Here is a 13,427-nt window from a genome sequence, read left to right on the forward strand (position 1 = left end):
AGCGGCCGCGAACCGGCCGCACGAGGCCGGCCGAAACGGCCGGCGGCGTCGAACCGGAACCCGGCGTCTTCGGCCGGCGTTCCGTGGGGAGATCGGCCCGAACGGGCCGGTCGGGGGCACGAGCATGCGCGCGCAGATCCGGCGTGCACCTCTGGTGTGCGCGATCGCCTGGGCCGGTTTTTGGGGAGGCTTTGCGCCTCTTCCCGCCGGCGCGAACGACAATCCCGACATCGAGAGCGTTTCGGCCGGCGTCACCAAGGGCGATCGCCTGGTCGTTGGGACACGGGCCGTGGCGACACCGGTCGTGGCGACACCGCCCGGCACCGTGCCGGTGCCGCGCCCGCGTCCGGCCGCGTCGCCGATGGAGCGCCTGGCGTCGCTGACACCGCCCGCCGTGCCGCTGCCGCGGGCCCGGCCGCCCGTCGCGGCGACCGCCTCGGCCTGCGGCGAGGGCAAGCTGGTGCGCTCCGCCTTCTACTGGCAGGGCACCAAGACGGCGAGCGGCCAGCGCTTCGATCCGGACGGCTTCACGGCGGCCCACCGCACGCTGCCGTTCGGCACCAGGCTCACCGTGCACAATCCGCGCACCGGCCGTTCCGTCGAGGTGGTGGTCAACGATCGCGGCCCCTACACGCCCGGCCTGCACATCGACATCAGCCGCGGCGCCGCCCGCGCCATCGGCCTGCAGGGCACCGGCACGCTCTGCCTGCTGTGACGCTGCGCCGTTCGTGGCAGCGGCCGTGCCGCCGCGCGGCTCAGCCGGCCGGCGGGACCACGCGGGCCAGCAGGCCGCGCCACCAGGCCGGATCGACCGGCGCCGTGTCGAACAGCAGCCGGTACATCACCGGCGCCACGACCAGGTCGACCACGGCGTCGACGTCGAGGGCGGGCTCGCCGCGCGCCGCCCCGCGGGCCGCGATCACCTCGATCTGACGGCGCAGGAACGCCGCGCATTGCCGCGGCGCCGCCCCGGTGCAGCCGAGCACGTCGCGCGTCATGGCGCGCCCCGGCACCGAGGTCATTTCCTCGATATACTGCTCCAGCCACTCTTCCAGGTCGCCCCGCACCGAGCCGGTGTCGTCCGGGTCGCCCTCCGGCCGCATTCGCTCGACCGCGACGTCGGCGAGAAGATCCTGCAGGCTTCCCCAGCGGCGGTAGAGCGTCGATGGCGTCACGCCGGCCCGCGTCGCGATCGCCGGGATGGTCAGCTCGGAGCGGGCGCGATCCCGCAGCAGGTCGCGGACCGCCGCGTGGACGGCCGCCTGCACCCTGGCACTCCGCCCGCCCGGCCGCAGACTCTCCTTCACGCCGAAATCTCCCGTGCTCGCATCGCCCTGGCCGACCCGGCCGGATCGCCCGCGCCACTAACGCAAAATATTCGCGTTAGTGGGTTGCCGCTAGGCGTCCGCACTCCATATGGGGCTAACGCAACGATTTTGCATTAGCCCCGGAGCCCTCCATGTCCACTCTGCCCCCGGAGCGGTCCCGCTCCTCCGACGCCGCCCCCGACGCCGACGCCTCCCTTGAACCGCGGTCGACCCGTCCGATCGCCGTCCTGGTCGCGGCGACGCTGTTGACCTTCGTGGCCGGCGCCAGTGCGCCGACGCCGCTGTATCGGGTCTATCAGGAGGCGTGGGGCTTTTCGCCGGCGGTCCTGACCCTGGTCTATGCCGTCTATGCCTTCGCCCTGCTGCTCGCCTTGCTCACGGTCGGCACGATGTCGGACCGCATCGGCCGCCGCCCCGTGATCCTGGCCGCGCTGCTGATCCAGGCCGTCGCCGTGTCGCTGTTCATGGTCGCCGACGACACCGCGGTGCTGTTCGCCGCCCGCATCGTCCAGGGCTTCGCCACCGGGGCGGCGACCGGTGCGCTCGGCGCCGCGCTGCTCGACGTCGAGCCGACGCACGGGGCCCTGGTCAACAGTCTCGTCCTGCCGCTCGGCATGGGGGTCGGCGCGCTCGGGGCCGGTGCGCTGGTCGACTACGCGCCGTGGCCGATGCGGCTCGTCTACATGCTGCTGATGGCCGCCCTGGCGATCGAGGCCGTGCTGGTGCTGCGGATGCCCGAGACGCACGCCTCGCCGGCCCGCATCGAGCTCGCGGACCTGTCCCGGCGGCTGCGCCCGCGGCTGTCCGCGCCGCCGCAGGCGCGCGCCGTGCTGCGCGCCGTGACGCCCGTCAACGTCGCCACCTGGGCCCTCGGCGGCTTCTACCTGTCGCTGATGCCGTCGCTGCTGCGCGACGCCACCGGGGCGACCGCGGCCCTCACGGGCGGCATCGCCGTCGCCGTGCTGACGGTCGCCGGCGCCGCCGGAATCCTGGTGCTGCGCGGCCGGTCGGCCGGCGTGATCCTGACGGTCGGCGCGAGCGTGCTGGCGGTCGGCCTGGCGGTCGTCCTGTCCGGCGTGCATGCCCACCGGCTGTGGATCCTGCTCGTCGGCACCGCGGTGGCGGGCTTCGGCTGGGGCGGGGCGTTCCTGGGCGTGCTGCGCAACCTGCTGCCGACCGCCGCGCCGGCCGAGCGGGCCGGCCTGATGTCGACCTATTTCGTGCAGAGCTATCTCGCCATGAGCCTGCCGGCGATCGCCGCCGGGCTCGCCGTCCGGTCGCGCGGCCTGGTGCCGACGGCGGACGTCTACGGCAGCGCTCTGCTGGCCCTGACCCTGGTGACGCTCGCCGGCGCACTGCTGCCGCGTCTCGTGCCGGCGCCGCTCAGCGCACCGCGGACGCCGCCGCGTCCTCGTCCGCCTGAGCCACCGTCCGAATGATCTTGGCGAAGCGCGCCGCCACGGGCGACAGCTTCTCGCCGCGCCGCCACACCAGCCCGACCGGACGGGGTGGCCCGATGTCGGCGAGCGGCACGACCTTCAGGCGTCCGGCCGACGCCTCGACCTCGACCAGCCGGGGCGAGATCACCGAGACGCAGGCCGAGTTCATCACGATCGACTTGATCGCCAGGATCGAGTTGGTGCTGATGCCGCGCGCCGGCCAGGTCTGGCCGACCGAGGCGAACACCAGCTCCATCTGCTGGCGGAAGGCGCTGCCGCCGGCCGGCAGCACCCATTGAACGTCGGCGAGCTCGCTCAGCCGCACCGAGCTGCGCGCCGCCAGCGGGTGATCGGGCGCCGTGATCAGCGACCAGTCCACCCCGAACAGCGCCTCCTCCTCGATATCGGTGTATTGCGGCGCGATGCCGAGCCGCCGCACCAGCAGGTCGAGCTGGCGGGTGCGCAGCATCTCGGTGATCTCCTGGTCGAGCCCGTCGACCACCGAGATCGCGATGTGGGGCGTGTCGCGCAGCATCACCTCGATGCAGCGCGGTACCAGATCGACGGCCGTCACCGGGGTGATGCCGATCGACAGGGTGCCCTCCAGCCCGAGAGCCCGCATGCGGATCTCCTCGCCGGCCCGGCCGAGCAGCGATTCGAGCGCCTGCGCATAGAACACCAGCGCGTCGCCGAAGTCGTTCAGCCGCGCTCCCTGGCGGCCGCGCTCCAGCACCTTGACGCCGACCTCGCGCTCCAGCAGCGCGATGCTCTGGGAGAGCGCCGGCTGGGACATGTTGACGGCTTCGGCGGCGCCGCTGATCGACCCGTGCCGCGCCACGGCCAACAGTTCTAGCAGCCGGCGCGGTTCGATCTTCATGCGGGATGTCGTCCTGTCCGCGGTCGCCGGATCGCCGGCCCGCTCGATGGCGGCCGGAGCCTAACACCCTTCGCCGGCCGGGCGAAGGGCCGGCGGCCTGCGGTTCGCCCGACCCTCGCGGGTTGCTGCCGCCCCGTGCCTCACGCCCGCAGACGCGCTCCGCCGGCCGATCGCGGGTCAGCCGCGCCGCCGGCGCATGGACACCTGCCGCGCCGGTGACGGACGCCGCAGCGAACCGGCAGGGGTCGGGGGGCGCGCGAGGGGGCGCGGAAAAACTGCCCAGAGTTTTCGCATCCGGCCGCCAATGCGCTGCGGCACAGGCGGATCGCGTCCCGGCATCTCGCTGGGGCCGGATCGGCGCTGCCGCAATATGCGGCGGCTCTCGCGGCGTCGCGGGCCGGGTGCGCCGCTGCCCCGAGGATTGCGGCTCAGAGACACATAATGGCGCCCGATAGCCTTCCCAAAACTCCGTATTGGACCTTCGTCGCACCGCGCACCTAATCTGCGCCCCGACGACGACCTCACACCCCCGGAGGTCGGATGCATCGAGCGACTTTCCAATCAGTCGGCGAGCCACCGACGAAGGCCGCCCCCAGCGGCCACCGCGACCCCCACGGTCGGCGGGTCGGGGGACACACCGGAAACGCCTGCACAGGAGACGAAGCATGAAGCTAGCCACATTCACGGTCGGGACCGAGCAACTGGTCGGCGCCGTCGACGGCAACGAGATCGTCGTGATCGACGTGCCGGACATGCGCACGCTTTTCGCGCTCGGCACCCCGGTGAAGGAGCAGGCCGAGAAGCGCCTCACCTCGCGCCGCTTCAAGCTCGCCGACGTCAAGCTGTGCGCGCCGATCCAGCCGAAGAAGATCTTCCACACCGCCGGCAACTACGCCGAGCACGCCCACGAGGGCGACCGCTCCAACTGGGTCGCGGCGATCAAGCCGTGGATCGTGTTCTTCCAGAACGTCGACGCCGTGATCGGTCCCGAGGATCCGGTGGTCTACCCGGAGCACCTGACCAAGTGCCTCGACTACGAGCTCGAGCTCTGCGTCGTGCTGGCCAAGCCGGGCAAGTTCTTCACCGAGAAGGAAGCGTCCGACTACATCGGCGGCTATGTGATCTTCAACGACATCACGGCGCGCGACATCCAGCGCCGCGAGATGGAGTCGGCCAACTTCTGCTTCTCCAAGTCGATCGACACGTTCTGCCCGTTCGGTCCGTGGATCGTGACGCCGGACGAGATTCCGGATCCGTACAATCTGAACCTCGAGCTGCGGGTGAACGGCGAGAAACGCCAGATCTCGAATTCGAGCCACATGTCGGTGACGATCCCGCAGCTGCTCTCCAAGTTCTCGCCGCTCGGCTACAACGCCGGCGACATCCTCACCACCGGCACGGTGTCGGGCGTGGCGGCGTTCAGCGCCGATCCGGAGGCCTGGTATCTTAAGCCGGGCGACGTGATGGAGGCCGAGATCGAGAAGATCGGCGTGCTGCGCAACAAGGTGATCTCGTGGAAGGACGCCTACGGCGTCGACGCGCCGGCGTGGCAGGGCTTCTGAGGAGACGTCATGATCGATCGCACCAAGGTCTGGTCGGGCACGCTCAACGACGTCGCCCTCGAAGGGCGCGTCAAGCGGAGCGCCGGCTTCTACGACACCACGCTGCGTGACGGCGAGCAGGCCGTCGGCGCCGCCTTCGATCCCGAGCAGAAGCTCGAGATCGCCAGGATGGTCGACGGCCTGGGCGTCGGCCGCATCGAGGCCGGCTTCCCGCGCGTCTCGGACGAGGACAAGGAGGCGATCCGGGCGATCTCCCAGGCCGGCCTGAAGGCCGAGGTCTGGGGCTTCTCCCGCGCGCTGGTCGACGACGTCGCCGCCGTGATCGAGCTCGGCCTGAAGCACTGCGTCATCGAGGCGCCGATCTCCGATCCCAAGCTCGCCGCGCTCGAGGTCACCCGCGAGAAGGTGCTGGACCGGATCAAGAAGGCGGTGTCGTTCGCCACCGAGAACGGCATCAATGTCTGCTTCTTCGGCGTCGACTCGACGCGTGCCGATCTCGGCTTCTTCGAGCACGTCTACAAGACCGCGCTCGACGTCGGTGCCAAGGAGATCGCGGTCGTCGACACGCTCGGCATCGCCACTCCCGAAGCGGTGTCGTTCCTGATCGGCAAGGCGCGCGGCTGGGTCGGTGCGGGCGTGCCGATCCACTACCACGGCCACAACGACTTCGGGCTCGCCACGGCGAGCGCGGTGGCGGCGATCGACGCCGGCGCGTCGTGGATCCACGGCACGGTCGACGGGATCGGCGAGCGCGGCGGCAACGCCAACATCCCCGAGATCGCGCTGGCGCTGGAGCTGCTCTACGGCATCGACACCGGCATCAAGCTCGACCGCGTCCGCAAGGCGTCCGAGCGGCTGCGGCAGATCGCCCGTTACGGGCTGGAGCCGTGGAAGCCGGTGGTCGGCGAGAACCTGTTCGTTCGCGAGACCGGTGCGGTGGCGGCCCAGTTCCACCTGCCGCACGCGATCGAGCCCTACGCCGCCTCGCTGCTCGACACGCCGCGCGGCATCGTGCTCGGCAAGAAGAGCGGCGCCGCCTCGATCACGCTGAAATGCGAGGAGCTCGGTCTGAAGGCCGGCGACAACGCCGTCCCGCTGCTGCTCGCCGAGGTCAAGAAGCTCGCCCTGCAGAAGCGCGGTCTCGTGACCGACGCGGAATTCGTCGAACTGGTGAAGCGCCTCGGCTGAGCGGCCGGCGCCTCGCGCCGCGATTGCGACCCGGCCGCCGCGGGCGGCCGGGGCCGGGACTTCACGCCTGACAAAGGATGACTGAGATGGGTCGTTTCCAGGACAAGAAGGTGCTCGTGACGGGCTCGGGCCGCGGCTTCGGCGCCTCGCTGGCGCTGGGCTTCGCCGACGAGGGCGCCGACGTCGTCGTCCACTACAACTCCTCCGCCAAGGGCGCCGAGGAGGTTGCGGCGGAGATCCGCAAGCGCGGCCGCAAGGCCATCACGGTGAAGGGCGACATCGCCTCGCACGCCGACGTGCTGAAGATCGCCGAGACCTGCTTCGGCGAGTTCGGCGGCTGCGACGTGCTGGTCAACAATGTCGGCGACATGGCGCTGGACCAGAAGTCCTGGCGCGAGTTCGACGAGAAGGTGATCGAGCACACGCTCAAGGTGGACATCATGGGCACCATGTTCATGATCCACGAGATCGGCGCGCGCATGCTCGACTCGGGCGTCGGCGGCACGATCGTCAACATCGGCTCGCAGGTGGTGATCGCCGGCTCGCCCCGCGCCCCGCAATACGCCGCCGCCAAGTACGGCGTCATCGGGCTCACCAAGTCCTATGCCCGGGCGCTCGCCCCGCTGGTGCGGGTCAACACGCTGGGCGCCGCCTTCATGGAGACCGAGGCGCTGAAGAACCGCTACGACTGGCAGCACGGTCGTCGCGAGGAGGTGCTGCGGCAGACCCCGCTGGCCCGCATCGCCACCCCCGAGGACATGGTCGGGCCCGTCATGTTCCTGGCGGGCGACGACTCCAAGCACATGACCGGCCAGTTCCTGCTGGCGAACGGCGGTCTGGCGATGGTCGGCGCCTGAGCCGGCGCCGCATCGGGGCCGGGCCGCCGCCACCTCCCACGCGGCGGCCCGCCGCCTCCGATGCAACGAGGACGCGCACACGCGGAGCGGATAAGATGGATCAGATCACCGCAACTCCGAAAGGCGCGACCATGACTGCGACGCTCGAAGTGTCGAGGAGCAACCACGTGATGCTCCTGAAGATCAAGGATCCGGGGACCCGCAACGCGCTGTCGGGCGAGCGGTTCTACCGGGCGATCGAGGACGCGGTCCGCACCGCCAACGACGATCTCGACGTCCGCTGCGTCGTCGTCACGGGCGACGGCAAGGCCTTCTCGTCGGGCGGCAACGTGCACGACATGCACGGCCGCAAGGGCATGTTCGGCGGCGCGCCGGAGCAGATCGCCGAGCAGTACCGCACCGGCATCCAGCGCATCCCGATGGCGTTCTGGAAGCTCGACGTGCCGGCCATCGCGGCCGTCAACGGCCCCGCCATCGGGGCGGGCTGCGACCTCGCCTGCATGTGCGACATCCGCATCGCCTCCGACCGCGCCGTGTTCGCCGAGAGCTTCGTCAAGGTCGGCATCGTCCCGGGCGACGGCGGCTCCTGGCTGCTGCCGCGCGCCATCGGTTACGCGCGCGCCGCCGAGATGGCCTTCACGGGCGACCCGATCGACGCCGACGAGGCGCGCGAGCTCGGCCTCGTGTCGCGCGTCGTGCCGCACGACCAGCTGATGACGGTCGCCCTGGAGCTGGCCGCCCGCATCGCCGCCAACCCGCCGCACGCGCTGCGCTGGAGCAAGCGACTGCTGCGCGAATCCCAGATCGCGCGGCTCGACACGGTGCTGGAGATGGCGGCCGCCTACCAGGCGCTGGCCCACGGCACCGAGGACCATGCCGAGGCCGTCTCGGCGCTGCTGGAGAAGCGGCGCCCCACCTTCAAGGGACGCTGAGGACGAACGAGAGAGCGCATGACCACCGGTTCCGACGCCCCCCTGTTGCTGGTCGAGACGCCGTCCGACGCCGTCGCGATCGTGCGCATCAACCGCCCCGAGGTGCGCAACGCCCTCAATCTCGCGCTGCGCCGTGCCCTCGCGGCGGCCTTCCTGGATCTGGCGGCGCGGCCCGGGCTGCGCTGCATCGTGCTGACCGGCGACGACAAGGCGTTCTGCGCCGGCGCCGATCTCTCCGAATACGTCGATGCCACCCCGGTCGAGATCATCGGGCGCGACATGGGCAAGCTGTGGGACGCGATCGCGGACTGTCCCGTGCCGGTGATCGCCGCCGTCGTCGGCTTCGCGCTCGGCGGCGGCTGCGAGCTCGCTATGCATGCCGACATCATCGTCGCCGGCCGCTCGGCCAAGTTCGGCCAGCCCGAGGTGATGATCGGCATCACGCCGGGCGGTGGCGCGACGCAGCGGCTGACCCGCGCGGTCGGCAAGTTCAACGCCATGCGGCTGATGCTCACCGGCGAGATCGTCGATGCCGAGGAGGCGCGGGCCATGGGCCTGGTCAGCCGGCTGGTCGACGACACCGCCGTGATGGACGAGGCGCTGCGGCTCGCCGGGCTGATCGCCGGGGCCGCCCCGCTCGCGGTGCGCAAGACCAAGGAGCTGGTGCTGGAGAGCATGAACGTGCCGCTCGCGGCCGGGCTGCGCAGCGAGCGCGCCGGCTTCCAGCTGATGTTCGACACGGAGGACAAGACCCAGCGCATGCGGGCCTTCCTGGACCGGAAGAAGACCCCGCGGCGGTGAGAACGACGAACGGGTGCAGGACCAGGAGGTTTCACCCGAAGCAAGACCGATAAAACCGAACCCCCACCGGAGTAGATGCGATGTCACAGACAACCGCGACCGCGGGCGGCGGAGCCGTGCCCGAACCGGACGCCAAGACGACCCCGGCCTTTCGTCGGCTGGTGGTCGCGTCGTCGCTGGGCTCGGCGATCGAGCACTACGACTTCTTCATCTATGCCTTCACGGCGCCGCTCGTGTTCGATCACTTCTTCTTCCCGAAGATGGACTCGGTCGCCAGCATGATGGCCGTCTACGCCACCTTCGCGGTCGGCTTCGTGGCCCGGCCGCTCGGCGGCATGGTGTTCGGCCACTACGGCGACAAGATCGGCCGCAAGGCGATGCTGATGATGACCTTCGTCATCATGGGCGTCGCCTCGTTCCTGATCGGCTGCCTGCCGCGCTACGATTCGGCCGGCCTGTTCGCACCGGTGGCGCTCGTCTTCCTGCGCTTCATGCAGGGCTTCGCCTTCGGCGGCGAATACATGAACGCCGTGTCGCTGACGCTGGAGAACGCACCGCAGAAGCGGCGCGGCTTCTTCGCCTCCTGGGTGAACGCCTCGGGCCCGATCGGCATCATCGTCGCCTCCGGCCTGATCGCCATCCTGAGCGGCGCCTACGGCAAGGATCTGTTCATCGACTGGGTGTGGCGCATCCCGTTCCTGTTCAGCTTCGTGCTGGTGGTGATCGGCACCTACATCCGGCATTCGGTCGACGAGTCGCTGCTCCTCAAGAAGAAGCACGACGAGGTCGGAACCCAGAAGGCGCCGATCCTCACGGCGCTGCGGTCGCACAAGAAGGCGATCGTGCTGGGCTGCCTCGCCAACATGGTCCACTCCTCGTTCCAGTATCTCTCGACCGTGTTCGTCATCGGCTACGCGGTGAGGACGCTCGGCATGTCGCCGGCCCAGGTCACCTCGGGTCCGATGTTCGCCAACATCGCCGAGATGCTGATGGTGCCGCTGATCGCCTTCTACAGCGACCGGTTCGGCCGCAAGCCGTTCATGATCCTCGGCATCGTGCTGGCCATGATCTGGTTCCCGATCTTCTTCCAGATCCTCGCCATGAAGGACCCGCTCCTGCTGATCCTCGGCCTGGTGGTCTCGATCGGCCTGATCCACGGCCTGATGTTCGCCCCCGAGGCGGCCTTCACGGCGGAGCTGTTCCCGACCGAGATCCGGGTCTCCGGCTCGTCGCTCGGCAAGCAGTTCGGCATCATCTTCGGCGGCGGCATGGCACCGCTGGTGGCGACCTGGCTGATGGGCCAGGCCGGCGGCAGCACCACGCCCGTGATCCTCTACTTCGAGGCGATCGCCGCGATGGCCTTCGTCGGCATGCTGCTGGCCCCGGACAAGGCCAAGAAGGTGCTGGACTGAGACGCGGAAGCGGCGCACCACGCGTCGCGGAGCCGGGCGCCGCCCGGCTCCTTTTCCTCAGACACTCCCGGCCGCGATGCGCGGCCGGCGAACCCGGACGACGACCATGACCACTGAGACTTCCGCGGCGGGCATCCGATCCGTCGCCGTGATCGGCGGCGGCACCATGGGCAGCGGCATCGCCGCGGCCTGCGCGGCGGCCGGCTGCGACGTGCTGCTCCTGGAGGCGACCGACGCCTTCGCCGAAAAGGCCAAGGCGCGCGTCGAGGCGCTCGCCGCGAACGACACCGAGGCGACGCTGTTCCGCGAGAAGGTCGCGGTCGGCACGATGGCGAAGGACGTCTCCCGTCTCGCCGCGGTCGACTGGATCTGCGAGGCCGTGATCGAGACGCTGGACGCCAAGCGCGCCGTGCTGGCCGCCATCGAGCCGGTGCGCCGCGACGGCTCGATCGTGTCCACCAACACGTCGGGCATTCCGCTCTCCGCCATCGTCGACGGCCAGCCGGAGCGGCTCAAGCGCGACATGCTGGTGACGCACTTCTTCAATCCGGTGCGGGTGATGCGCCTGCTCGAGATCGTCACCGGCCCCGACACCCGCACCGATGCGCGCGACAGCCTCGCCGGCTTCCTGCACGACGCGCTCGGCAAGGGCATCGTCACGGCCAAGGACACGCCGAACTTCATCGGCAACCGTATCGGCCTCTATTTCATCCTGTCGGCCTTGCATCACGGCGCCGCCCACCGGGCCGCCGGCACCAGCATCGACCGTATCGACGCGCTGCTCGGTGCCCCGGTCGGCTTCCCGGGCACGGCGCTCTACGGGCTGGTCGATCTGATCGGCCTCGACGTGATCGACTCGATCGCCAAGAACCTGGCCGAGACGCTGCCGGCGGGCGACGCGGGGCGCGCCTACGCGTCGCTGCCGGCGGCCGAGGCCGCGATGCTGGCGCGCGGCCAGCTCGGCCGCAAGAGCGGCGGCGGCTTCTATCGCATGCAGAAGGCCACCGACGGCTCCAAGCGCAAGGAGGTCTTCGATCCCGAGGCCGGGAGCTGGGGGCCGTCGACGAAGATCAAGCTCGAGGGCGACTCGACCGCGCTGGAGACGGTGTTCTTCGCCGACACGCCGGACGGCGCGCTGGTGCGCGACGTGCTGGGCGGCACCCTGCTCTATGCGGCCGGTCTGGTCCCCGACATCTCCGACGACATCGTCAATGTCGACCGCGCCATGCGCTGGGGCTTCGCCTGGGCCAAGGGCCCGTTCGAGCTGTTGGACCGCATCGGGCCGAAGCGGGTGATCGCGTGGCTCGCCCGCGACGGCCGGCCGCTGCCCCGCATGCTGGCCGTGCTGCAGGACGCCGGTGCCGAGCGCTTCTACGACGGCGACCGGTATCTCGGCGCCGACGGGCACCTGCACGCCGTGCCGCCGGAGTGAAAACGCGATGAAGCGGCCGTTCCACCGCGACGCGCGGACGGCGCGCCAGGCGCAACCGCCGGCGGCCGACGGACCGTCGCTCTATCTCGTGCTGATGCGGGCCTCGTCCGCATCGCATCGCCTCACTGGCGCGCGGCTCGTGACCGACGCCCGCCAGCACCGTGCCCGACGGCCCCGCCCGGGATCACCGTCGTGACAGCGCAAGACCCCCGAACGAGAGCAGGGAGCGACCGCGGCCGCTCCGTCGTGAAGACCGGCCGACACGATGCCGTCCGACATCGTGACGGATCGGGTCCGACTCGACCCCCGCGACCTCGGCCCCGACGGACTGCCTCGGACATGCTGACGAGGAATGCTCCTTGACGATACACCGACGCGACCTCCTGCTCACCGGAACACTCGCGGCGACCGCCGTCGCCGCCGGCGCGACCACCACGGTCGCCCAGGTCGACACCTCGGCCCGGCCTTCGGCGCAGGCCGATGCCGGCGCGGCCGCCTATGTCGCACCGTCGTCCGAACAGAAGATCAACGTCATCAGCCTGCGTGACATCGAGCGTCAGGCCGAGAAGGTCCTGCCGCCGTTCGGCTTCCACTTCATCGCCGGGGGCAGCGGCGACGAGTGGACGCTGCGCGAGAACGAGGCGGCGTTCGATCGGCTCGTCATCGAGCCGAATTTCCTGTCCGGCGTGAAGGCGCCGGATCCGACCACGACCATCCTGGGCGCGAAGCTGTCGATGCCGGTGCTCGCCTCGCCGATGGGCATGCACGGCTTCGCCCATTCCGGCAAGGAAGCCGGAACCGCCAAGGGCACGTCCGCGGCCGGCACTCTCTACGTCACCCCCTCGGTCTCCAATCTGTCGATGGAGGACATCGCGGCGGCGGTCGGCGGCGGCGCCCGCTGGTTCCAGATCTATTTTCCTGAAGATCCGGGCTACGCCCGCGAGCAGCTTCAGCGCGCCAAGGCCGCCGGCTACACGGCGATCGTGCTGACCGTCGACGCGACCTCGTTCGGCAATCGCGAGCGCGCCGCCAAGCTCGGCCTCAAGCCGCCGCCGCATCTCGGCTTCGGCAACATGCCGAAGTCGCCGGCGCTCGCCGGACAGAATCCGGATCTGCAGAAGAAGGATCTCACCTTCGACGATGTCGCCTTCTGCCAGAAGGAGAGCGGCCTGCCCGTCATCGTGAAGGGGGTTCTCACCCCGGATCTCGCGGCTGCGTGCGTGACGCACGGCTGCGCCGGCGTCTGGGTGTCCAATCACGGCGGTCGCCAGCTCGACCACTCCCCGGCGACCATCTCGGTGTTGCCGCGCATCGCCGATGCGGTCGGCGGCAAGGCGCCGATCATCGTCGACAGCGGCATCCGGCGCGGTCAGGACGTGTTCCGGGCCATCGGGCTCGGTGCGTCGGTGGTCGGCATCGGCCGGCCGCTGCTCTACGGGCTCGCACTCGGCGGCGCCCAAGGCGTCGAGGCCGTGTTCCAGCGGCTTCGCGCCGAGCTGGTGATGACCATGCAGCTCGCCGGGGTCGCCTCCGTCGACAAGATCACGTCGCGATACGTGAGCGCGACCGCGAAACTCTGATCGAAGCACCATCGGCCGG

At 70.4% G+C, this 13,427-nt stretch carries 11 protein-coding genes and 1 pseudogene; 10 read left to right on the plus strand and 2 right to left on the minus strand.

Going from position 1 to position 13,427, the window contains the following annotated elements; genetic code table 11:
- Positions 1-124: 124 nt before the first annotated feature.
- A complete protein-coding gene (locus CH341_RS35930; protein WP_245431113.1) occupies positions 125-715 on the plus strand; it encodes a septal ring lytic transglycosylase RlpA family protein in 591 nt (196 codons plus the stop codon).
- Between the two features lie 40 nt (positions 716-755).
- Here the strand turns inward: CH341_RS35930 and CH341_RS17285 are convergent, their stop codons facing one another.
- Positions 756-1,307: a TetR/AcrR family transcriptional regulator gene (locus CH341_RS17285; protein WP_111420247.1), complete on the minus strand. Its 552-nt coding sequence runs from the start codon at positions 1,305-1,307 to the stop codon at positions 756-758.
- A 152-nt stretch (positions 1,308-1,459) separates the two neighbouring features.
- Here CH341_RS17285 and CH341_RS17290 point away from each other — a divergent pair, with 152 nt between their 5' ends.
- Positions 1,460-2,767 (plus strand): MFS transporter, encoded by a 1,308-nt coding sequence (locus tag CH341_RS17290; RefSeq protein ID WP_111420248.1) that lies wholly within the window; start codon positions 1,460-1,462, stop codon positions 2,765-2,767.
- Here CH341_RS17290 and CH341_RS17295 read toward each other — a convergent pair.
- Entirely contained in the window at positions 2,712-3,644 is a 933-nt protein-coding gene (locus CH341_RS17295) for a LysR family transcriptional regulator (protein WP_111420249.1), read from the minus strand. The genes CH341_RS17290 and CH341_RS17295 overlap by 56 nt on opposite strands.
- A gap of 665 nt (positions 3,645-4,309) precedes the next feature.
- Between CH341_RS17295 and CH341_RS17300 the strand changes: the two genes are divergently transcribed.
- From CH341_RS17300 to CH341_RS17340, 8 genes and pseudogenes are all read left to right on the plus strand, one after another.
- Entirely contained in the window at positions 4,310-5,206 is an 897-nt protein-coding gene (locus tag CH341_RS17300) for a fumarylacetoacetate hydrolase family protein (protein WP_111420250.1), read from the plus strand.
- Between the two features lie 9 nt (positions 5,207-5,215).
- The gene (locus CH341_RS17305; protein ID WP_111420251.1) at positions 5,216-6,394 is read left to right on the plus strand and encodes a hypothetical protein; all 1,179 of its coding nucleotides are present in this window, start codon (positions 5,216-5,218) and stop codon (positions 6,392-6,394) included.
- Positions 6,395-6,480: 86 nt separating this feature from the next.
- Positions 6,481-7,251, plus strand: a complete 771-nt coding sequence (locus CH341_RS17310; RefSeq protein ID WP_210208405.1) for an SDR family NAD(P)-dependent oxidoreductase — start codon at positions 6,481-6,483, stop codon at positions 7,249-7,251.
- Positions 7,252-7,346: 95 nt separating this feature from the next.
- Positions 7,347-8,183: a crotonase/enoyl-CoA hydratase family protein gene (locus CH341_RS17315; RefSeq protein WP_245431114.1), complete on the plus strand. Its 837-nt coding sequence runs from the start codon at positions 7,347-7,349 to the stop codon at positions 8,181-8,183.
- 18 nt (positions 8,184-8,201) lie between these two features.
- Positions 8,202-8,984: an enoyl-CoA hydratase-related protein gene (locus CH341_RS17320; protein ID WP_111420253.1), complete on the plus strand. Its 783-nt coding sequence runs from the start codon at positions 8,202-8,204 to the stop codon at positions 8,982-8,984.
- 80 nt (positions 8,985-9,064) lie between these two features.
- Positions 9,065-10,396: an MFS transporter gene (locus tag CH341_RS17325; protein ID WP_111420254.1), complete on the plus strand. Its 1,332-nt coding sequence runs from the start codon at positions 9,065-9,067 to the stop codon at positions 10,394-10,396.
- 61 nt (positions 10,397-10,457) lie between these two features.
- Positions 10,458-11,828 (plus strand): annotated as a pseudogene (locus tag CH341_RS17330) (3-hydroxyacyl-CoA dehydrogenase family protein); the annotation flags it as partial.
- 359 nt (positions 11,829-12,187) lie between these two features.
- Complete coding sequence (locus tag CH341_RS17340; RefSeq protein ID WP_170149670.1) at positions 12,188-13,408, plus strand: alpha-hydroxy acid oxidase; 1,221 nt, start codon at positions 12,188-12,190, stop codon at positions 13,406-13,408.
- Positions 13,409-13,427: the final 19 nt, after the last annotated feature.

It is taken from the genome of Rhodoplanes roseus, assembly GCF_003258865.1.
Lineage (GTDB): Bacteria > Pseudomonadota > Alphaproteobacteria > Rhizobiales > Xanthobacteraceae > Rhodoplanes > Rhodoplanes roseus.

What these genes read in the sequence shown, in the direction of transcription:
- CH341_RS17315 (WP_245431114.1), top strand. Translation starts at nt 7,347, where the DNA reads ATGGATCAGATCACCGCAACTCCGAAAGGCGCGACCATGACTGCGACG.
- CH341_RS17295 (WP_111420249.1), bottom strand. Translation starts at nt 3,644, where the DNA reads ATGAAGATCGAACCGCGCCGGCTGCTAGAACTGTTGGCCGTGGCGCGG.
- CH341_RS35930 (WP_245431113.1), top strand. Translation starts at nt 125, where the DNA reads ATGCGCGCGCAGATCCGGCGTGCACCTCTGGTGTGCGCGATCGCCTGG.
- CH341_RS17325 (WP_111420254.1), top strand. Translation starts at nt 9,065, where the DNA reads ATGTCACAGACAACCGCGACCGCGGGCGGCGGAGCCGTGCCCGAACCG.
- CH341_RS17290 (WP_111420248.1), top strand. Translation starts at nt 1,460, where the DNA reads ATGTCCACTCTGCCCCCGGAGCGGTCCCGCTCCTCCGACGCCGCCCCC.
- CH341_RS17310 (WP_210208405.1), top strand. Translation starts at nt 6,481, where the DNA reads ATGGGTCGTTTCCAGGACAAGAAGGTGCTCGTGACGGGCTCGGGCCGC.
- CH341_RS17305 (WP_111420251.1), top strand. Translation starts at nt 5,216, where the DNA reads ATGATCGATCGCACCAAGGTCTGGTCGGGCACGCTCAACGACGTCGCC.
- CH341_RS17300 (WP_111420250.1), top strand. Translation starts at nt 4,310, where the DNA reads ATGAAGCTAGCCACATTCACGGTCGGGACCGAGCAACTGGTCGGCGCC.
- CH341_RS17320 (WP_111420253.1), top strand. Translation starts at nt 8,202, where the DNA reads ATGACCACCGGTTCCGACGCCCCCCTGTTGCTGGTCGAGACGCCGTCC.